The organism is Ruegeria sp. CE6, from assembly GCF_056537485.1.
This window is the reverse complement of the sequence record NZ_JBQFRR010000001.1, coordinates 84,901-103,684: the sequence shown is the minus strand read 5'-3', so window position 1 is coordinate 103,684 and position 18,784 is coordinate 84,901. Positions and strand designations below refer to the sequence as shown.

At 57.6% G+C, this 18,784-nt stretch carries 15 protein-coding genes; 4 read left to right on the top strand and 11 right to left on the bottom strand.

The genetic code is table 11. The features are described from left to right. Positions 1-105: 105 nt before the first annotated feature. A complete protein-coding gene (locus ACR0DK_RS00440; protein ID WP_170625323.1) occupies positions 106-1,683 on the top strand; it encodes a bifunctional metallophosphatase/5'-nucleotidase in 1,578 nt (525 codons plus the stop codon). Positions 1,684-1,734: 51 nt separating this feature from the next. On the opposite strand, the gene ACR0DK_RS00435 is transcribed toward ACR0DK_RS00440, so the two are convergent. Then, on the bottom strand, positions 1,735-3,387 hold the full coding sequence (locus tag ACR0DK_RS00435; RefSeq protein WP_480734520.1) for a tetratricopeptide repeat-containing sulfotransferase family protein: 1,653 nt from the start codon (positions 3,385-3,387) through the stop codon (positions 1,735-1,737). A 151-nt stretch (positions 3,388-3,538) separates the two neighbouring features. Here ACR0DK_RS00435 and mnmH point away from each other — a divergent pair, with 151 nt between their 5' ends. Next, the gene (gene mnmH / locus ACR0DK_RS00430) at positions 3,539-4,591 is read left to right on the top strand and encodes a tRNA 2-selenouridine(34) synthase MnmH (RefSeq protein ID WP_480734518.1); all 1,053 of its coding nucleotides are present in this window, start codon (positions 3,539-3,541) and stop codon (positions 4,589-4,591) included. Here mnmH and selD read toward each other — a convergent pair. From selD to ACR0DK_RS00395, 7 genes are read right to left on the bottom strand one after another with little or no spacing between them, the layout of a single operon-like run. After that, positions 4,582-6,741 carry a selenide, water dikinase SelD gene (selD, locus tag ACR0DK_RS00425; protein ID WP_480734516.1) on the bottom strand — a complete coding sequence of 720 codons (2,160 nt, stop codon included), beginning with the start codon at positions 6,739-6,741 and terminating at the stop codon, positions 4,582-4,584. The genes mnmH and selD overlap by 10 nt on opposite strands. A gap of 5 nt (positions 6,742-6,746) precedes the next feature. After that, a complete protein-coding gene (locus tag ACR0DK_RS00420; protein ID WP_170401276.1) occupies positions 6,747-7,133 on the bottom strand; it encodes a Na+/H+ antiporter subunit G in 387 nt (128 codons plus the stop codon). Positions 7,134-7,140: 7 nt separating this feature from the next. Beyond that, complete coding sequence (locus ACR0DK_RS00415) at positions 7,141-7,410, bottom strand: K+/H+ antiporter subunit F (protein ID WP_170563653.1); 270 nt, start codon at positions 7,408-7,410, stop codon at positions 7,141-7,143. Then, positions 7,407-7,904 carry a Na+/H+ antiporter subunit E gene (locus ACR0DK_RS00410; protein ID WP_170392908.1) on the bottom strand — a complete coding sequence of 166 codons (498 nt, stop codon included), beginning with the start codon at positions 7,902-7,904 and terminating at the stop codon, positions 7,407-7,409. The genes ACR0DK_RS00415 and ACR0DK_RS00410 overlap by 4 nt, the downstream gene beginning before the upstream one ends. Next, on the bottom strand, positions 7,904-9,442 hold the full coding sequence (locus tag ACR0DK_RS00405) for a monovalent cation/H+ antiporter subunit D (protein ID WP_480734515.1): 1,539 nt from the start codon (positions 9,440-9,442) through the stop codon (positions 7,904-7,906). The genes ACR0DK_RS00410 and ACR0DK_RS00405 overlap by 1 nt, the downstream gene beginning before the upstream one ends. Beyond that, entirely contained in the window at positions 9,439-9,798 is a 360-nt protein-coding gene (locus tag ACR0DK_RS00400; RefSeq protein WP_170391885.1) for a Na+/H+ antiporter subunit C, read from the bottom strand. The genes ACR0DK_RS00405 and ACR0DK_RS00400 overlap by 4 nt, the downstream gene beginning before the upstream one ends. Then, the gene (locus tag ACR0DK_RS00395) at positions 9,798-12,668 is read right to left on the bottom strand and encodes a monovalent cation/H+ antiporter subunit A (RefSeq protein ID WP_480734512.1); all 2,871 of its coding nucleotides are present in this window, start codon (positions 12,666-12,668) and stop codon (positions 9,798-9,800) included. Before ACR0DK_RS00395 ends, ACR0DK_RS00400 begins: the two co-directional genes overlap by 1 nt. A gap of 220 nt (positions 12,669-12,888) precedes the next feature. Here ACR0DK_RS00395 and ACR0DK_RS00390 point away from each other — a divergent pair, with 220 nt between their 5' ends. Both ACR0DK_RS00390 and ACR0DK_RS00385 read left to right on the top strand, forming a co-directional pair. Next, positions 12,889-13,362: a rhodanese-like domain-containing protein gene (locus tag ACR0DK_RS00390; protein WP_480734510.1), complete on the top strand. Its 474-nt coding sequence runs from the start codon at positions 12,889-12,891 to the stop codon at positions 13,360-13,362. Continuing rightward, complete coding sequence (locus ACR0DK_RS00385; protein ID WP_170391879.1) at positions 13,359-14,174, top strand: PHB depolymerase family esterase; 816 nt, start codon at positions 13,359-13,361, stop codon at positions 14,172-14,174. Before ACR0DK_RS00390 ends, ACR0DK_RS00385 begins: the two co-directional genes overlap by 4 nt. On the opposite strand, the gene mdoH is transcribed toward ACR0DK_RS00385, so the two are convergent. The 3 genes from mdoH to ACR0DK_RS00370 are packed head-to-tail and all read right to left on the bottom strand — an operon-like array spanning position 14,175 to position 18,756. Beyond that, positions 14,175-16,046: a glucans biosynthesis glucosyltransferase MdoH gene (gene mdoH / locus ACR0DK_RS00380; protein WP_480734508.1), complete on the bottom strand. Its 1,872-nt coding sequence runs from the start codon at positions 16,044-16,046 to the stop codon at positions 14,175-14,177. Then, complete coding sequence (locus ACR0DK_RS00375; protein WP_480734505.1) at positions 16,043-17,542, bottom strand: OpgD/OpgG family glucan biosynthesis protein; 1,500 nt, start codon at positions 17,540-17,542, stop codon at positions 16,043-16,045. The genes mdoH and ACR0DK_RS00375 overlap by 4 nt, the downstream gene beginning before the upstream one ends. Then, complete coding sequence (locus ACR0DK_RS00370) at positions 17,539-18,756, bottom strand: OpgC family protein (RefSeq protein ID WP_170594865.1); 1,218 nt, start codon at positions 18,754-18,756, stop codon at positions 17,539-17,541. Before ACR0DK_RS00370 ends, ACR0DK_RS00375 begins: the two co-directional genes overlap by 4 nt. Positions 18,757-18,784 lie beyond the last annotated feature (28 nt).

The following is an 18,784-nucleotide window of genomic DNA, read 5'->3' as shown; positions in this document are numbered from 1 at the left end:
GTCCTGATGCCCCGCACGACGGGTAGAATCAAGCCGGATTTCCCCCTTTGACTCTTCGCCACGCAACGCGCACCATCGCGCAAAACAATCATAGGGAGTTTCACGATGTTCACCCGTTTTCTGGCTTCGGCTGCGGTATTGGCACTCAGCGCCGGTATGGCGGCTGCCGAATACAAGCTTACGATTCTGCATACAAACGATTTCCACTCGCGCTTTGAACCGATCAACAAGTACGACAGCGCCTGTGGCGACGAAGACAATGCCGAAGGCAAGTGCTTTGGTGGATCGGCGCGCCTTGTGACGGCAGTCGAAGAGGCCCGCGGACGGGCCGATAACTCGATCCTCGTTGATGGGGGCGACCAGTTCCAGGGCTCGCTGTTCTATACCTACTACAAGGGTAAGGTTGCGGCTGAGTTCATGAACAAGCTGGGCTATGACGCCATGACTGTGGGCAACCATGAATTCGACGATGGCCCTGAGGTGCTGCGCGGCTTCATCGACTCGGTCGATTTCCCGGTGCTGATGTCCAACGCCGATTATGCGGATGAGGAACTGCTGACCGACAAGATCAAGAAATCGGCTGTGATCGAAGTGGGCGGCGAAAAGATCGGACTGATCGGACTGACACCGGAAGACACGCACGATATCGCGTCACCCGGTCCAAACATCACCTTCTCTGATCCAGTTCCTGCCGTTCAGGCTGAGGTCGACAAGCTGACCGGCGAAGGTGTGAACAAGATCATCGTTCTCAGCCACTCAGGCTATGGCGTAGATCAGCGCGTGGCGCAGGAGACCACGGGCGTTGACGTGATCGTGGGTGGGCATTCGAACACATATCTTTCGAACACATCCGACAAGGCCGCCGGGCCGTACCCGACCGTCGTAAACGGGGTGCAGATCGTTCAGGCCTATGCCTATGGCAAGTTTCTGGGTGAATTGAATGTGACATTCGATGATGACGGAAATGTTGTATCCGCAGAGGGTGAGCCGCTGATCATGGATAATGCGGTGACCGAGGATCAGGCCGCGCTGGACCGCATCGCCGAGCTGGCCGTACCGCTGGATGAAATTCGCAACAAGGTTGTCGCGGAAGCGTCAGCTTCGATTGAAGGCGACCGGTCCGTTTGTCGCGTGCAGGAATGTGAGATGGGCAATCTTGTTGCGGATGCCATGCTGGCGCGGGTTGCCGATCAGGGCGCCCAGATTGCGATTGCGAACTCGGGTGGGCTGCGCGCCTCGATCGATCCGGGTGAGGTGACCATGGGTGAGGTGCTGACAGTTCTGCCGTTCCAGAACACGCTCTCGACCTTCGAGATCAGCGGTCAGGGTGTGATCGATGCGCTTGAAAATGGGGTGAGCCAAGTTGAAGAGGTCAAAGGCCGCTTCCCGCAGGTGGCCGGCATGACCTTCACCTGGGACCCCTCTGTCGCCCCGAATGAGGGTCGGATTGTTGAGGTCATGGTCGCCAAGGACGGCGGTTTCGAAGCTATTGATCCAGCTGCGACATATCTGGTGGTGACAAACAACTATGTCCGCAATGGCGGCGATGGTTACTCTGTGTTCTCAGGTGATGACAAGAACGCCTATGATTTCGGGCCTGATCTGGCGGATGTTACGGCGGAGTATCTAGCCGAGAACGCCCCGTATCAGCCTTATCTGGACGGGCGGATCAAACAGAAGTGATGTGACCGGAGAAGCAAAAAAAGGCCGTCTCTCGGGGCGGCCTTGTCTTGGTCAATCGAACCTGTATTCGGGCCACAACGCCTGATCCAGCCCATCCAACATCGGCTGAATTTGATTCGCAACCTCTTGCCAGCCACCAATTGACCCGGTTGAGATTTTCTTGCGCACCTGATCGGTGCTGGCGGTGCGGACTTTCCTGGTATTTTTCTCAGGGGTCATCATCCGCTCATCCCAGTCGATACCGCAGAAGGCGGCGACTTGCTGGATACAGGTTTTGGGTTCGACTACCAGGTCCTCATATCGAACCGTCAGAATACGATCACAGAACAGCTTTTCCCAATGAGATAGATAGCACCGGTACAGGTTGGCTGAGTGGGCAATCGATTCAAGATTGGATGCATAGCGCATACCCGGTGAGTGAAAACGCCTGATCCATTTTGATAGCCCCACATCCCTTGGATCGCGCAACATGTTGATCACGCGGGCATTCGGGAACGCTGACATTATGAAGCCGAGCCGCTGATAGTTGTGTGGCATCTTGTCAACGAATGCGGTCGAGCTTTCGGGTAAGGGTGGCATCAGCCTGCGAAACTCTGCTGCACATTCAGCAGCTGCGTCTGCGTCAAATGGTTTGCCGCTCTCTCTGACCTTCTGGGATAATTCACCTGCAATCGTCAGCTCTCCACAGCCGGCGATATCCGGTGCCGAACTAAGCATCATTTCCATCAGTGTTGTGCCTGATCGTGGCTGTCCGACTACGAATATCGGCTTGGGCCCATCGCTTACGCCTGCAGTCGCAGGAGGTACATTCAGGGGAAAAAACGTGCTGATTTCTTTGAACCGTTTCTCTTCTTGCGTGCTGTCATACGGATTCACGTTGTGTTGAATGGCATTGGCCCGCGCAAAGTGGGGGAGCGCCGAGAACAGCCCATCACGTTTGGAGATCAAGTGCGCCTTTGCGAATTCAAGCACCGAGTTGGCGTGATCACTTTCTGAAATTGCGGTGTCGACAGCACGCGCAAGGCTCTCGGCATGGTCATTGTCCACCATTAGAGACATTTGGTAGAGCGCCGCCGCGCAAAACTTGTTTCTCTCAAGTACAGCGCGCAAAATGGTTTTTGAGCCCTCTTTGTCGCCCGTTTGATACAAGTCTACGGCTTTCGACAATGCGATTTTTTCATTTTCAGGTGCGATCCCATAAGCGCGGGCAATGTCCTGAGAGCTGTGATCGGAGAATCCGACCTCTCCGTAGGCGCGGGCCCGCAACCAAAGCAAATCTGCATTGTTAGGGTCTTTTTCCAGTTTGTTCGTCGTATGGTCGATGATCAGGCGCCAATTCTGTCCCTTGAGCTGAATTTCATCAATGACGCGGACCAGTTCTTTGTTATTCGGGAAGCGTTCAAGTTTCTGCTCGGCATAAGACAGCGCACGCGGAATTTGACCTGTCTGCATTAACGCGTTGGCGAGGTTTTCGACAAATTGAGCATCGTCCGGTTTCATTCGCGATGCTTCAGCGAAGTGTGGAATGGACTGCTTGTACCGCTTCATCTCGGTCAGGACAAAGCCTGCGATTGCTTGGTAATCGGCATCCTTGGGGTGTTTCTTGATGCCAAGCTGCGCTTTTTTCAAGGCCTGCGGCAACTTCCCTGTCTCCAGATCGGCCAATGCTTTGCTCTTGAGGGAATTTGCGGTCTGCTGTGCCATTTGTGCGCACGTCCCATGCCAATAAGAAACCAGTATCGATGGTTCATTACCCAAGCGAAGATGGTTTGCAATGGCTGTTCCGTATTATGGTCTGGTACCTTCAACAGCGGCTTGGGTTTTCTTCCGGCACCATGCGGGATAGACCGTTGATATGGTTTTGAAAGTCTCCAGCCTGCAGCAATTCTACAACCACACGTTTGATACGATTGTCGACGTGCGTAGCCCGGCTGAGTTCGCCGAAGACCATATGCCGGGCGCTATCAATCTGCCGGTTCTGGACAATGAAGAACGCGCATGGGTCGGTACCATCTACGTCCAGCAAAGCCCGTTTCTGGCCCGCAAGCTGGGTGCTGCGCTGGTGTTTCGCAACGCGGCAGGCCATATCGAGGATCACCTGAGCCATCATGAGGGCGACTGGAAACCGCTGGTCTATTGCTGGCGTGGCGGGCAGCGATCAGGATCATTTACCTGGATGTTGCAACAAATCGGCTGGCGCGCCGAGGTGGTTGAAGGCGGCTATCGCAGCTATCGCCGACTGGTAAAGCAGTTCCTCTATGATGAAGTGTTGCCATATCGATTAGTCGCGCTGGATGGTTATACCGGGACGGCCAAGACAGACCTGTTGGGCCATCTAAAGGCGCAAGGCGCGCAAGTGCTGGACCTTGAAGGGTTGGCCAATCACCGAGGCTCATTGTTGGGCGAAATGCCGGGTGGGCAACCCAGTCAGAAAGCCTTCGAATCCGCGCTCGCCGCTTCCTTGGGCGAGCTGGATGCAGCGCGTCCGGTGGTTGTTGAAGCAGAATCATCCAAGATCGGAAACCTGATCCTCCCGCCCAGCCTGTGGTCGGCCTTGTGTTCTGCACCTCGCATCCAGATCACAGCACCGATTGCTGCGCGCACCGCGTATCTGGTGTCTGCCTACGATGACATCCTGTCGGATAGCGAACGGCTACGTGATCGATTGTCTCCACTGCGCATTCATCGCGGTCATGAGGTTGTGGATGGTTGGCTGGAATTGATCAATGCCGGCGACAAGCGTGGACTGACACAGGCATTGATGGAACAGCATTACGACCCGGCCTATGCCAAATCGCGTAAGGCGCAGCGTGCCGAAGTGATCGCGCAGATTGAGGCACCGTCACTTGATGATACCGGGCTGTCGGCGACGGTGGCTCGGATCAAGAATGTTCTGGATCAGCTTTGAACACGCAGGCCCGATGTAGCGTCGATGTGACCAATCAGGGCGGCAGGGTAACCGGCGGCGCGTAGTTCCGAGCATACTTGCTCGGCTTCGTTGGCATCGACGGCCGCCAAGAGACCTCCCGCAGTCTGAGGATCGAATAATAAATCCGCCTTGCCGCCGGTCGGAAGGCCTGGGGCGATGGCACGGTTGTCGGTGTAGATTGTAGATCGAATGCCCTGATCACTGAGCTCTGCCGCACCTTCCAGAGCTGGAATCGCGTCCAAAGACAGGGTTGCCCCGCAGCCAGACGCTTCGCATACCCCTTGCAGGTGACCCGCCAGACCAAAACCGGTGACATCCGTCATCGCATGGGCATTTTTCAGGATGCGGGACGCCTCACCCTGCGGCTGTATCATTTGCGCGAAAGCTGCCGCGACCCAGGCGCCTTCCGCCTTGCCCGCCATTTCGGCCGCCATCAAAACACCGCTGCCCAACGGCTTTGTCAGGATCAAAGCGTCATTAGGTTTTGCACCACCCAGCGTGATCGGTTCAGCATCACAGAGCCCGGTCAGAGTGAACCCGATGGTCATTTCGTCACCCATTGAGCTATGGCCGCCGACGATCTCAGCCCCGGCTTGGTGCATGACGTCGCTGGCAATATGCATGATCTCAGCCATTGTGCGCTGCTGCAACTCAGCTGACATGCGCGGCAGGATGATCGTTGCTGTCGCAGCCTGCGGACGAGCGCCCATTGCCCAGATATCACCAAGCGCGTGGACAGCGGCGATACGCGTCATCAAGGCGGGATCGGTGGTGAAGCTGCGTAAGTGATCCGATGTCATAACCTGTCGCGTGCCACCGGTTAGCAGCACCGCCGCATCGTCACCGGGCAGGGGTGTAATGACGGGCCTGTCGAGCTGCGGCAACTCCTGCAATGCGGCCTGCAAAGCGCCTCGACCCACCTTTGCACCACACCCGCCGCACATTGGTTTTTCTCCCAACGCCTCTTGCAGCCCTGCTGCGTGATGACGGGGCAATGCGGTGGTGGGCATTTGGGGCAGTTCACGGAACCGGTTCATGAACTTCTGATCGATATGGTTTTTCCATTGCCACATGAGCGGCCCGCTGAATGATGTTCCCAAGCGCTCGGCCAGTGCGGATTTTCCACCCAGAGAGATGAGTTTCAGGTAATCCTTCTGCGGCATGTAGCGCCGCATTTTCCCAGACCCTAGCGCGGCGCGCAAATTGTCATACAGTATTGGTGCCTCGCGCACTGCGTAGACCCCTGCCTTGGGGCGCGGGTTCTCGGACAGATGGGCACAATCCCCGGCGGCGAAAATCGCCGGATCACTGGATTGCAGGGACGCGTTAACCTTGATGAAACCGTCATGCAGCGCGAGGCCGGTATTGGATATCCACTCATAGGGCCGCGCGCCTGCAGCACCGGTGATGAAATCGGCTGGTATCTGGCGACCGTCCGTTAGCTCGATTTCGCCCGCAGAAATCTTCTGGATTGATGTGTTTTCCAGAACTTCGATCCCCAGGTGCGCCATCGCCTGCCGGATGGTGGCGGATGCCTTCGGGACAGTCGCTGTCAGGGCTGTTGCACTGTCGATCAAAGTAACCTGCGCTTCACGTCCTTTGGAACGCAGTGCATGGGCCATCGCCATGACTAGCTCTACTCCCGCAACGCCACCGCCGATTACCGCGACTGAGGTGCGGCCCGTCCCTGAAAGATAGCTTTGCCATTGCGCGGCGAAGAGGCCGAGCGGCTTGGCCGGAACGGCATGCTCGGCGAATCCCGGCAATGCTGGCATATCCGAGGTGATCCCGACATTGACCGAGGCCACATCAAACGCCACCGGCGGGCGTCCGGGCACATGGATTTGGCGTGTGTCCGGGTCGATACCTTCAACTGCGCCCAGTATCACCCGCGCACCGGCAAAGCGGGCCAGACGCACCAAATCAATATCAAGCTCCCACCGCTGATAGTGACCCGCGACAAATCCTGGCAACATGCCCGAATAGGGTGCGGTGGGACCGGGGTTTATCACCGTAACCCGCGCGCCGGACAGCGGTTTCATGCCCCATTTCCGCAGTAGCAGCGCGTGCGTGTGTCCTCCGCCTATCAGAACCAGATCGCGGGTTAGGGGCAGCAGAGGTGTGTGCATGGGTCTCAGTTCGTACTGTGGTCCGGGACGTCCTCGACCTGTTCGACCGCGTGGGTGGCCCAAAGCTCATCCTCGCCTGCGTCTGGCAGATCGCTGGGCTTTTCATGGCGATGAATGTGCCATTTGGCAATGAAAAGGGCCGTGATCGGAGCCGTCAGGAACAGAAAGAGCGTGATCAACAACTCGTGCATCGACAGTTTGCCCTCAAGCAAAACCGAATGCGCGATCGAGGCTAGCAGGACGCCGCCCACGCCCAGCGTAGTTGCCTTGGTGGGTGCGTGTAGGCGGGACATGGGGTCTTTCAGCTTGATCATGCCGAATGATCCGACAAAGCCGAAAATGCCCGATACGATCAGGAAGAATGCGATGAGCAGTTCGAAGATAAAGGTCATGCCACGCTCATTCGATGATATTGCCACGCAGCATAAAGCGCGCATAAGCCACGGTTGAGACAAAGCCGAGCATGGCGATGATCATGGCGGATTCAAAGAAGATTTCGGTCTCGATACTCAAGCCGTAAAGGATAAGCAGAGCGATGGTGTTGATCACCATTGTATCTAGGGCCAGAACACGGGTACTGACACCGTCGGCTGTAATGATACGCCACAAGCACATCATGATCGCAGCGCCGAAGCAGGCAAAAGCAAAGTAGATCGCATAGGTGATCATTCGAAAATCTCCTTCAGGCGGCGCTCATAGCGTTGTTTGATCTGGTCGCGCACCTCTTCGGGGTTCGGTGCATCCAGACAATGAACCAGCAGGTAGTGCCCTTGTGCGGACAAATCGCAACTGACGGTGCCAGGGGTCATGGTGATGGTTCCGGCCAGAACTGTGATGGCCTCGGGCGTGCGCAGTTCCAGCGGGACGCTGACAAAGCTTGGCTGGCGGTCTGCATCGCGCTTGAACAGGATGATCCGGGCCACCGCGATATTGGCCATCACGATATCCCATAAGACAACCAACATGTATTCCGCCACCATCGGCCAATTGCGCAGTTTCGGGCGATCCGGCCAATAGGGCTGAGTGATAAACGGAATGATGATGCCCAGTAGCAGGCCAAAGACCACCGAGTTCAAAGACCCGGTGTTTGCCAGAAACACCCACACCAGTGTAAGTAGTGCGGTCAGATGGGGATGCGGAAATATACGGTGCAGAAGCTTCATCATTCTTCCCCTCCCAGCACGGCCGAAATGTAATCTTCCGGCGCGAACAGTTGCACGGCCGTGTTGCTGGCATATTGCAGCGCCGGACCTGCAAACAGTGTCAGCAGCACAAGTCCCAGAACCGCCCCGAACACCGAAGTAAAGGCGAGGCCCGGATAGGGCTCGGGCGCGGTTGGTAGGCTGTCTTCGTCGGTTGGCTCAGGCGTCACATTATGTTGGGCGTCGTGACTTTTCCAGAAGATCAGCGTTCCCGCGCGGGCCAGACCCACGATTGTGACGAACGACCCGATCAAGATCACGGCCCAGACCGCATTTGCATCGGGCGCGCCACGTGAGGCGTCCAGTACCAGCAGCTTGCCCACAAAGCCCGATAGTGGCGGCATGCCAGCCATCGCGATGGCGCCGACAAAGAACAGGGCTGAGATCAGACCGGATTGCGGCATCGGCCTCGAAGGGGCTATGGCTCCGCCACGGCGCTCCATTACCATGTCCGCGACAAGGAACAGCAGGGCCGTCGCCAGAGTCGAATGGAAGATATAGTAGAGCGCTGCCGCCGTCGCGGCCTCGCTAAACAACGAGATCGCAATCAGCAATGTGCCCATCGATGCGATGGCGCAAAAGGCCACCATTCGCGCGATATGTTGCGAGCCCAGAATGCCAATAGCGCCAACGGCCAATGTCAGCAGCGCTGCAGGTTGTAGCCAACTACCGACTAGCCCTTCGGTTGCGGCTACATTGGGCCCAAAGACCAGCGTATAGACCCGCAGGATCGAATAAGCACCGACTTTGGTCATGATCGCGAACAGCGCCGCAACGGGCAGTGGCGCATTTGCGTAGCTTGCAGGAAGCCAGAAATGCAGTGGCAACACTGCGGCCTTGATACAGAAAACCAGTAATAGCAAGACTGCTCCAACCCGCAGCAAGGCGGTGTCTTCGGGTGGGATATCGGCCACGCGAACGGCCAGATCAGCCATGTTGAGCGTTCCGGTCACAGCATAGATCGTGCCCAAGGCAAACAGGAACAAGGTCGAGCCGAGCAGGTTATAGGCGACGTACTGAACACCGGCCTTCAACCGCACTGCGCCACCTGCATGCGTCATGAGGCCGTAAGAGGCAATCAGCAGGACCTCGAAAAACACAAAGAGGTTGAAGGCGTCGCCGGTCAGAAAAGCACCGCAGACACCCATTAGCTGAAAATGGAGTAGAGCATGGAAGTGTTTGCCTCTCTCATCCCAGCCAGAGCCGATGGCATAAAGGACAACCGGCAGGGCCAGCAGGGCCGTCAACAACACCATCATGGCCGAAAGTTTGTCCAACACCATTACGATGCCGAACGGTGCGGGCCAGTTGCCGAGCTCATAGACCTGAACCTCGCCACCCGATGCCTGGGCGGTAATGGTCAAGGCGATACCCAGCAATCCCACGACGCCGGCGACCGAGAAGATGCGTTGAAGGTCCAAATGATATCGCAACACCATAATGATAAACGGGGCCAGGATCGCGGGCAGGACGATCGGCGCGACGATCCAATGGTTCATGCGTCTTCTCCCGGAGCGTCCACGCTATCGCTTGCGCTCATATCGATATGGTCATCCTTCGAGGACAGATAGGCGGACAACGAAATCATCACGATCACCGCCGTCATCCCGAATGAGATCACGATGGCCGTCAGCACCAGCGCCTGCGGTAGCGGGTCGGTATAGGGGACATCTTCATATTTGTTCAGAACTGCAGGTGCGTTCAGCGCCAGCCGCCCGGTGGCGAACAAGAACACGTTCACCGCATAGGTGATCAGCGACAGGCCCAGAATGACCGGGAATGTACGACGACGCAGGATCAGGAAAATCCCGGCTGCGGTCATGACGCCTACGGCAGAGGCTACGAGCGCTTCCATCAGGCCTGCTCCTTCTCGTTATCTTCATCCTGAGGGCTGTCCCGCAGTGGGTTGATATCCATCGGGAATTCTTGAGCCATGCCCGGTTGCCAGGCGAAGCGCGACAGGCTGTCGAGCGCCAGCATCACAGCGCCCAGTACCGCAAGGAAGACGCCGGTATCGAACAGAATCGCGGTTGCCCATTCGAATTCTTCTAGCGGGGGCCAGTGGATATAGCCGAAATCGCTGGTCAGGAATGGGCGTTCATTGAACCATGCGCCCAAACCGGTGGCAGCAGCGATCAATACGCCCCAGCCGATGGTGCCGTGATAATAGAATCTCTGCCGTTCAATCGCCCAGGTATAGCCGCTGGCCATGTACTGCATCAGGAAGGCGATCGCGACGATGAGGCCTGCGATGAAGCCGCCGCCGGGCTGGTTGTGGCCTCGGAAGAAGATATAGGCCCCGACCATCAATGCGATGGGCATCATCACGCGGGTGACGACCACCATCATCAATGGGTGAGAGTCACCCGACTGCGGCCAATGTGGTTTGCGGTTCAGCAGGTAACTGCGCACATTGGTGCTCAGCACTGCTTCGGTCAGGGCGTAGATGATCAGGGCTGCGATGCCCAGCACGATGATCTCGCCAAAGGTATCAAAACCCCGGAAGTCGACGAGGATCACGTTCACGACGTTGGTGCCACCGCCACCTTTGTACGAATTGGCCAGATGGAATTCCGAGATCGTTGGGAAAGCAAAATCCCGCATCATCAGCGCATAGATCAAAGCGCCTGAGCCGATCCCGGCAACCACCGAAATTGCCGCATCACGCCAACGCCGTGCCGCGCTGCTGTCCCAGGGTGTGTCGGTCGGCAGAAAGTTCAGCGACAACAACAGCAGGATCATCGTCACCACTTCGACCGAAATCTGTGTCAGCGCCAGATCGGGGGCAGAAAGGTAGTTGAATGCCATCGAAACGATCAGGCCAACCACCCCGATCAACACCAGTGACAGCAGACGGTTGCGGTGGAACCACATGATCGCCAGCGTCGCACCCACCAGACAGATCCAGCCGATGATCGGGATGACCTGAGCCTCAAGCGGTACGCGTGTTTCAACGCCAATGGTGCCGGTGGTGTAGGCGTAGTAGCCAAGCCCAACGACAAAAGCCACGAAGATGATCGCATACCGGCTGAGCACACCATTATGCAGCTCGTCCGTAATCCAGCGGCTGAGACGGGTCAGCGCGTCGATGATTGCCTCGAAGATCACCTTTGCCTCGGGCCGGGGCAGGGTGTTCCATATCTGGTCGCCGCGTTTGTGCAACGACAGCAGGAACAGGCCTCCCAGCGTCGCGACCACCGACATGTAAAGCGCAGGTGTAAAGCCGTGCCACAGTTTCAGCGAGTAATAAGGCAGCTTCTCGCCCCCGATCACCGCGCTGGAGACAACCGCGACAAGCGGGCCAACAATGGCTGCGGAATAAAGACCGATCAGGACAACCAGCACCACAAGGAACGCCGGCGCCAACCAAAGACCGACAGGCGGGTCATGCGGATGCGCGGGGTAATCGTCCCGCTCGGGCCCAAGGAAGACATGGCTGACAAAGCGAAAGGAGTAGGCCGCTGAAAATAGCGCAGCCAAAAGCGCCAAGCCGGGTACCAAGTAAGGCGAGTTCAGCCAAGTCGTGTGGACCGTCTCTTCCAGCATCATCTCTTTCGAGAGGAAGCCATTCAGCGGTGGCAGACCGGCCATCGACAGGGCAGCGATGGTGCCGATAGTAAACGTGATCGGCATCAGATGCCGCAAACCACCCAGCCGTTTGACATCGCGTGTGCCGGTCTCGTGGTCCACGATCCCGGCGGTCATGAACAAGGCCGCCTTGAACGTCGCGTGGTTGATGATGTGGAAGACGGCTGCAACAGCAGCGATCGTCGTGCCAAAGCCCAGTAGCATCGTCACGAGACCCAGATGGGACACCGTCGAAAACGCCAACAGCGCCTTTAGGTCATCCTTGAACAGCGCAATCACGGCACCCAGCAGCATGGTGATCAAACCGGTAGTGGCGACGATGTAGAACCACGCATCCGTACCCGCCAGAACCGGCCACATCCGGGCCATCAGGAACAGGCCTGCCTTCACCATTGTGGCCGAGTGCAGATAGGCCGACACTGGCGTCGGAGCCGCCATCGCGTGCGGCAGCCAGAAATGGAACGGGAATTGCGCCGATTTGGTGAAACAGCCAAGCAAGATCAGGATCAGCGCAGGAAGGTAGTACGGCGAGGACTGGATCAGCTCTTTGTTCTGCAGAATGACACTCAGGTCATAAGATCCCACGATATTGCCGAGGATAAGCATCCCTGCGATCATCGCCAGCCCGCCCGAACCGGTCACGGCCAAAGCCATACGCGCGCCTTGACGACCCTCGGGCAAGTGCTTCCAGTAACCAATCAGCAAGAATGAACTGAGCGACGTAAGTTCCCAGAATATTAGCAGAAGCAGGATATTGTCGGACAGAACAATTCCCACCATCGCGCCCTGAAACAGCAGCAGATAGGTATAGAACTGCCCCATCGGATCCTCGCGCGACAAGTAGAATCGTGCGTAGAGGATGATCAGAAGACCGATGCCCAGGATCAGCAGGGCGAACAAAAAACCCAGGCCGTCCAGCATGAAGTTCGCGTTTAGTCCAAGCCCGGGTATCCAGTCGAACCGCGCGGTCACAACATCACCGCGCATGACGCTGGGAATGTGGATCAGCAATCCCATCAACGCGAGGAAGGTGGTCAACCCAGCCGCTGATGCTGCTGCGTTTCGTCCTGCCCGGATCAGGAGGGCCGGAAAGACAGCTCCGAGGAAGGGAAGGGCCGCGATAAGGAATAGGGACAAGTGCGATACTCCGGTCTGTGCGGTCAATATGACTGAATTACTAGGGATAATTTATTGACTGTCCGGAAATTGCAAGGTTCCGAAAGGTCCTAAAGCGCACATATTGGACGTGATCTACCTGTGTAACTATGACGCGAACTTGATCTGAGGGTTGGATTTCCTGAAAGCGTCGCGAATTGCCATATGATAATACCGATCTGACAATGCAGGAGAGTGCCGCATGGCAGAAGGGAAACGCCGAACCCGCAGATGGGTCCTATTGGGCGGAGGGGCCGCCATTGCAGCGGGTTTCGCAATCCGCGAATACCGGCTGATCCCGCAGGCCTATGCTGGTGGTCAGATTGCGGCGGCCACAGCCCATCAACAGGCTCTCGACGGCGCGATCCATCTTATCGATATCCGAACCCCACGCGAATGGCGGGCGACCGGGGTCGCCGAAGCGGCCCATCCGCTCGACATGCGCCGTGAGGATTTCGTGCAGGCCTTGGACCATCTGCTCGGGGGGGACCGATCTACACCTGTCGCACTGATCTGTGCACGCGGGGTGCGCTCGGCCCGATTAAGCAATCGACTGACCGAGGCTGGATTTACCAATATCATCGACGTGCCCGAGGGCATGCTGGGTTCGGCGGCCGGACCCGGTTGGGTGCGGGCTGGGTTGCCTGTCAACGCTTATGAAGAGGAAACGGGATGAGTGTCAGACACTGGTTGGCCGCGTGCTTTGTTTTTGCCGGGCAACCAGGCCTTGCGGCTTGTGGCGATACCGAGGGGATGTGCGAAACCGCATCAGGCGGATATCACATCGAACTGCCGAAAGCGGAGAACCCTCCGCTGGTTGTGTTCCTGCACGGCTATGGCGGCAGCGCCACCGGTACGCTCAAGAATCGATCCATGGTCGAGCCGTTGCTGGCGCGCGGCTACGCGGTGATGGCACCGGAAGGGTCCGAGAGAAACGGCCGAAAAAGCTGGAACTTCTTTCCCGGTTGGGAAGGTCGGGATGAACCCGCGTTTCTTCGTGAAGTAGTGCAGGACGCCGCCGACCGGTTTGATATCGACCCGGATCGCGTGGTGCTGGGCGGCTTCTCGGCTGGCGCGTTCATGGTTTATTACCTCGCCTGCGCTGCGCCGGATTCATTTTCTGCTTATGTCCCGGTTTCAGGCGGGTTCTGGCGGCCACATCCCGAAAGCTGTGATGGTCCGGTACGCATGTTCCACACCCATGGTTGGACGGACAATGTGGTGCCGCTGGAGGGCCGCCTTTTGGGCGGAGGCCGTTTCCACCAGGGCGATATCTTTGCAGGATTGGAAATCTGGCGGGTCGCCAATGAGTGTGCCGATACCAAGCCCAGCGGGTTTTCTACCACAGGCCAGTTCATGCGTCGCAACTGGATGGGGTGTGCCGAAGGTAGCGCCTTGGAATTTGCTCTGTTCCCGGGCGGCCATACGGTGCCAAACGGCTGGGCTGATATGATGGTAGACTGGTACGAGGGCCTGCCCGGCGGGTGATCATTCCGCCGGTGTGATCACGCCCTTGCCTTCGATCAATCGCTTCAACTCATCACGATAGCGCCGGGCCGAGCGTGTAATTGCAGGCTCACTGACATCTTCGCGCATACCAACCATACGGCGCGCGGTGCCTGCCGATACGCCGCTGAGCGCAGACAATGGGATCGCCAGTGCCAGGCTGATCGCAATCGGTGCCAGCCAGACCGAGACCAGACCGGCGAGGATGCCAACGCTAAGCGCGCCGCCGATGATAGTCTCAAGGCTGTGGCACAGGATCAGCGTGCGCAGCCCGTAGCTGCCACCATCGCGCGCTTGCGGGGACCAGCCCTTTTGAATGCCCAACGCGGTGCGGAACACTGCAATCATCTGCTGCACCATAAGTATAGGGGCATAGAGGATCGACAGGATGACTTCGGACAGAAATGAAGTGAAGAATTTTCGCGTTCCGCCGAAATCGGAATATCGCACACCGCTGAGGGGCAGGGCAGCGACGCCCAAAACCTTGGGCGCCAATAGCATCGCATACATCACCAGAATGATCAGCACATGGCGTGTTTCGGACATTTCTGGCCATTGCGGGAACAGCGGATTGTCCGGGCTGAAGTAATGCAGGACCGAGGCGTCCTTGCCCTGACCGATCAAGGCCCACATCACCAAAAGTGCGAACCATAGCGGCGACATCAGATATCCGACCGCACCGTGGAACATATGGAACCGCGAGACTGCGCGGAAGCCGGTCGAACCCAGCAGTTTCAGGTGCTGCAGGTTGCCCTGACACCAGCGGCGATCGCGCATTGCGTGGTCAATGAGGGTGGGGGGCGTTTCCTCATATGATCCGCGTATGCGCGGCAGAAAGCGCACGGCCCATCCTGCGCGGCGCAGCAATCCGGCCTCGACGAAATCGTGGCTCATGATCAGCTTGTCTTGTCCGTTGAGCGACCGCAACTTGGGCAGACCTGCGCTAGAAGCAAATGCACAGGTGCGAATGATGGCGTTGTGGCCCCAATAATTGCCTTCTTGCCCGCACCAGCGCGCGAGGCCTTCGGCAAAGGCGATACCATAGACGCCGTTGGCAAACTGCTGCATCCGGGCAAAGACCGATTGCGCGCCAATCAGCTGCGGATAGCTTTGGATCAGGCCTGCGCCGGGATCGCGGGCCAAAGCATCGGTCAGGCGCGAGATCGCGCGACCCGTCATCAGGCTGTCGGCATCCAGCACCAACATCGCATCCCAGTCCGCGCCCCAGCGGCTGACCCAATCGGCAATATTACCGACCTTGCGATCCGTATTCTGGGGGCGGCGGCGGTAATAGAGTTCAAGCCCCGGTGCCAGCGTGGTCCGCAACGCCTCAACGCTGGCCTGTTCCTGCGCGGCGATCTCGGGGTCGCGCGTGTCGGATAAAATGAACATGGCATAGTGGTGCTGACCACCGCGTTTCTGCAGGTCTTCCAGCATCGTACGGGCGTTCCCCAGCACGTTCCACGGCACTTCGTTATAGACAGGCGTCAACAGCGCCACGCGCAACGGTTGCGAGCGTCCTTCACGCTTTGGCTGCTCTTGCCGGGACAGCGAGACCATGCCCAGCAGTACGGTGCAGACCGTGAAGGAAATCCAGAAGAAATTGAACGAGATTAGCGTCAGCAGGATACCTTCGACCAGATTGATCCCTTCGGCGCTGAACCAGTCGGACATGACCCAGAGCAGACCCAAAGCCGCCGCCATGGCAGGTGAGAAGACCAGCGCGCGCCAAAACCCGACAGAGGGATTTCGACCCCCGGCAGGTACCTGCGCATCGCGGAATCCCTGCGCAAAGTTCTGGGCTGGCATCGCTAGAGGGGCCTCGGGCGGCATGATATGAAGATCGCGGTTCATATGGTCCAACGGTAAAGCCAGACTTCAGAGGCTGGTTGTTTGTCTTTCAGCAACTGCGCGCGCAGTTCCACGTGGTTGCGTTCGCCTGGTTCGAATGAGAACGCCAGCCGCAACCCGCCCGTGTCTGGGTTACGCTGCAGAACGCCTTCTGAAGTTTCGGCATGGGGCGAGTCGACAAACACCGTGATGGCCTCGGGATCGTCAAGCAGCTCACTGGCTTCGAAATCAATCACAGCCAAACGGCCCTCGCCGAACGTGTTGTCGCCCATCGCGGTGTTGATCACGCGGGCCATAGGGGTGTGCTGCGGTTCCTCGCCCCAGGTCAGGCGATAGGACAGATCAATCTGGCTGCCTGCGGCGTAGGGTTCCATCGGGCGCCAATAGGCGACGATGTTGTCATAAATCTCCTGATCCGCTGGGATTTCGACAAGCGTGACGGTGCCTTTACCCCAGTCTTCGCTGGGTTCGACCCACAAGCTTGGGCGTTTGTGATAATTGGCTTCAAGATCCGCATAGTCCGAGAACTTGCGCTTGCGTTGCATCAGACCAAAGCCGCGGGGGTTTGTGTCGACAAAAGACGAGATCTGCAGGCGAGTCGGGTTCGCAAGCGGGCGCCACAGAACCTCTCCTGCGCCGTTGCGGATCATCAACCCGTCACTGTCGTGCACTGCGGGGCGAAAATCATCGAAACGGCTGTGATTGGTTTGATCGAACAGGAACATAGATGTGCCGGGCGCGATGCCGACATGGGGCAGTTCGGTACGTGGGAACAGGGTGGCTTCAATATCCATCACGCAATCTGAACCGGCGGTAACGTGGAAGCGGTAGGCCCCTGTAACGCTGGGGCTGTCCATGAGCGCATGAACGACCATGTTACGTTGATCCGGTTTTGGACGCTCCAACCAGAAACGAATGAATTCGGGAAATTCCTCGCCATCTGGATCGCCGGTCTTCAAGGCGAGCCCTCTGGCCGAAAGGCCATAGACTTCGTGCAAACCGATGGCGCGGAAATAGCTGGCCCCTTGCCAAACGCAGAACTCGTCTGTCTCGCCAGGGCGGTGCATCTCAGTACGCAGGCGTAGACCTGAAAAGCCCAGCGTGTCGTCAATGGGCAGCTCAGGTACGTCTTCAGACTTATCGAACATGGCCAGATCAAAGGCGACCGGCTTGGTCATACCGTCCTCGACGGTCGATACTTTCACTGTGCGTGGAAAATACAGGCCCGGCGTGAAAAAATCGACGTTGAAGGGCGTCTCGGTCTCATACCACAGCGCGCGATCCAGCCGGAACCGGATTGAACGGTATTGCTGATACGTCAGGTCCTGCCACTCCTGCGGAACCATCTCACGCTCGGCATGATCACGGCTGGCCAGGTCGCGGGCCATTGCGATGACGTCGTCTCGGCTGAACGGGGTCTCTCCACCTGTGGCATATGCCGCTGGGGCGAAGGCCAGAGCGGTTGATGAGGCGAGAAAAGCGCGACGTGTAAAGTTCATTTCTTTGATTTCCAAGGTTGTGACTTGAACCAGGCGGCCAGATAAGCCACGCCGATGATCATGGCAAAGCCAATCATGTTGGCGATGAACACACTGGCAACATCCCGCCCACTCAGGTCCAGTCCGACGCCGATAAGTCGTGCTGCTGCCATAGAAAATACGAACACCGCGAGCGATTGCTGACCCACTTTGGTGATGATGGTCAGCAGGAACTGCCAGACCTTTGCGGCTGCCCCATGACCGGTCGCTATCAGGCGACGGCCATGCTCACCGGCGATAACCCAACCCAGATAGGCAAGCGACAGAAAATGCAGATATCGGAATAGACCAAAGTCGGTCTTGTCGCGAAATTCTTTGGTCACTGGCCAGACCTTGCGAATCTCATCAGCCAGATCAGGGGCTGCTGCATTGATCCAAGTGAATACCTTCCACGAGCCGAACGGCATCGAGAAGATCAAAAACAATGCTGCCGCCCAGATCAGAGTTTTCGACACCGGCGGCGCTGGAATCCAACCTCGCATGAACGCAAAGCCGGTGAAGAACAGCAATTGCCACCCGAATGGGTTGAAGAACCACTGGCGCTCTGACCAGGGCTCGGCCGGCAGGTCAAGGTAGTCGAATTGTGCAACGAGCCAAATCGTGACCGAGGCCATGGCGACCGCCCAGAATCCGATACGATATAGCCCCATAAACAGGGGCATCATCGCCAGTACCACCAGATACATCGGTAGAATATCGAAGTAGTTCGGCACATAGGTCAGGGTGAACAGTCCGACGATCTGTGACGCCGGATCGTTGAAGAAATGCTGTAGATTGAGAGAGGAGATATAGTTTTTCTCGAACAGCCCACTCTGGTTCAGGGCCGCCATTGTCATCGCGACAAAGAAGAACAGGCAGATATGCGCCCAGTAGACCTGCCAGATGCGAAAGCTCACGCGTGCGGTGCCCATCCACCAGCCTTTGCGCATGAACGCCCCCCCAAAAGCAATTGCCGAAGCCATGCCTGAACAGAATACGAAGATCTCGGTTGCGTCCGAAAAGCCAAAGCGGGCAGGTATCCATTTGGCCCACGGATCGTTCGGAATATGGGCAATCAGGATGATGAACATCGCGATGCCGCGATAGAAATCCAACCGCGGATCGCGCGTAGCGGCGGGGGCGGCGACCTGAGACGCCACCGGAGCAAAATCAGAAGCGGGCGATGCGGTCGCCATACGGTTTCTGTCCTTCTTGGTCTTTTAT

Bases quoted from the DNA above. Each gene is read 5' to 3' on its own strand.
- ACR0DK_RS00440 (WP_170625323.1), top strand. From the start codon at position 106: ATGTTCACCCGTTTTCTGGCTTCGGCTGCGGTATTGGCACTCAGCGCC.
- ACR0DK_RS00435 (WP_480734520.1), bottom strand. From the start codon at position 3,387: ATGGCACAGCAGACCGCAAATTCCCTCAAGAGCAAAGCATTGGCCGAT.
- mnmH (WP_480734518.1), top strand. From the start codon at position 3,539: ATGGTTTTGAAAGTCTCCAGCCTGCAGCAATTCTACAACCACACGTTT.
- selD (WP_480734516.1), bottom strand. From the start codon at position 6,741: ATGCACACACCTCTGCTGCCCCTAACCCGCGATCTGGTTCTGATAGGC.
- ACR0DK_RS00420 (WP_170401276.1), bottom strand. From the start codon at position 7,133: ATGACCTTTATCTTCGAACTGCTCATCGCATTCTTCCTGATCGTATCG.
- ACR0DK_RS00415 (WP_170563653.1), bottom strand. From the start codon at position 7,410: ATGATCACCTATGCGATCTACTTTGCTTTTGCCTGCTTCGGCGCTGCG.
- ACR0DK_RS00410 (WP_170392908.1), bottom strand. From the start codon at position 7,904: ATGAAGCTTCTGCACCGTATATTTCCGCATCCCCATCTGACCGCACTA.
- ACR0DK_RS00405 (WP_480734515.1), bottom strand. From the start codon at position 9,442: ATGAACCATTGGATCGTCGCGCCGATCGTCCTGCCCGCGATCCTGGCC.
- ACR0DK_RS00400 (WP_170391885.1), bottom strand. From the start codon at position 9,798: ATGGAAGCGCTCGTAGCCTCTGCCGTAGGCGTCATGACCGCAGCCGGG.
- ACR0DK_RS00390 (WP_480734510.1), top strand. From the start codon at position 12,889: ATGGCAGAAGGGAAACGCCGAACCCGCAGATGGGTCCTATTGGGCGGA.
- ACR0DK_RS00385 (WP_170391879.1), top strand. From the start codon at position 13,359: ATGAGTGTCAGACACTGGTTGGCCGCGTGCTTTGTTTTTGCCGGGCAA.
- mdoH (WP_480734508.1), bottom strand. From the start codon at position 16,046: ATGAACCGCGATCTTCATATCATGCCGCCCGAGGCCCCTCTAGCGATG.
- ACR0DK_RS00375 (WP_480734505.1), bottom strand. From the start codon at position 17,542: ATGAACTTTACACGTCGCGCTTTTCTCGCCTCATCAACCGCTCTGGCC.
- ACR0DK_RS00370 (WP_170594865.1), bottom strand. From the start codon at position 18,756: ATGGCGACCGCATCGCCCGCTTCTGATTTTGCTCCGGTGGCGTCTCAG.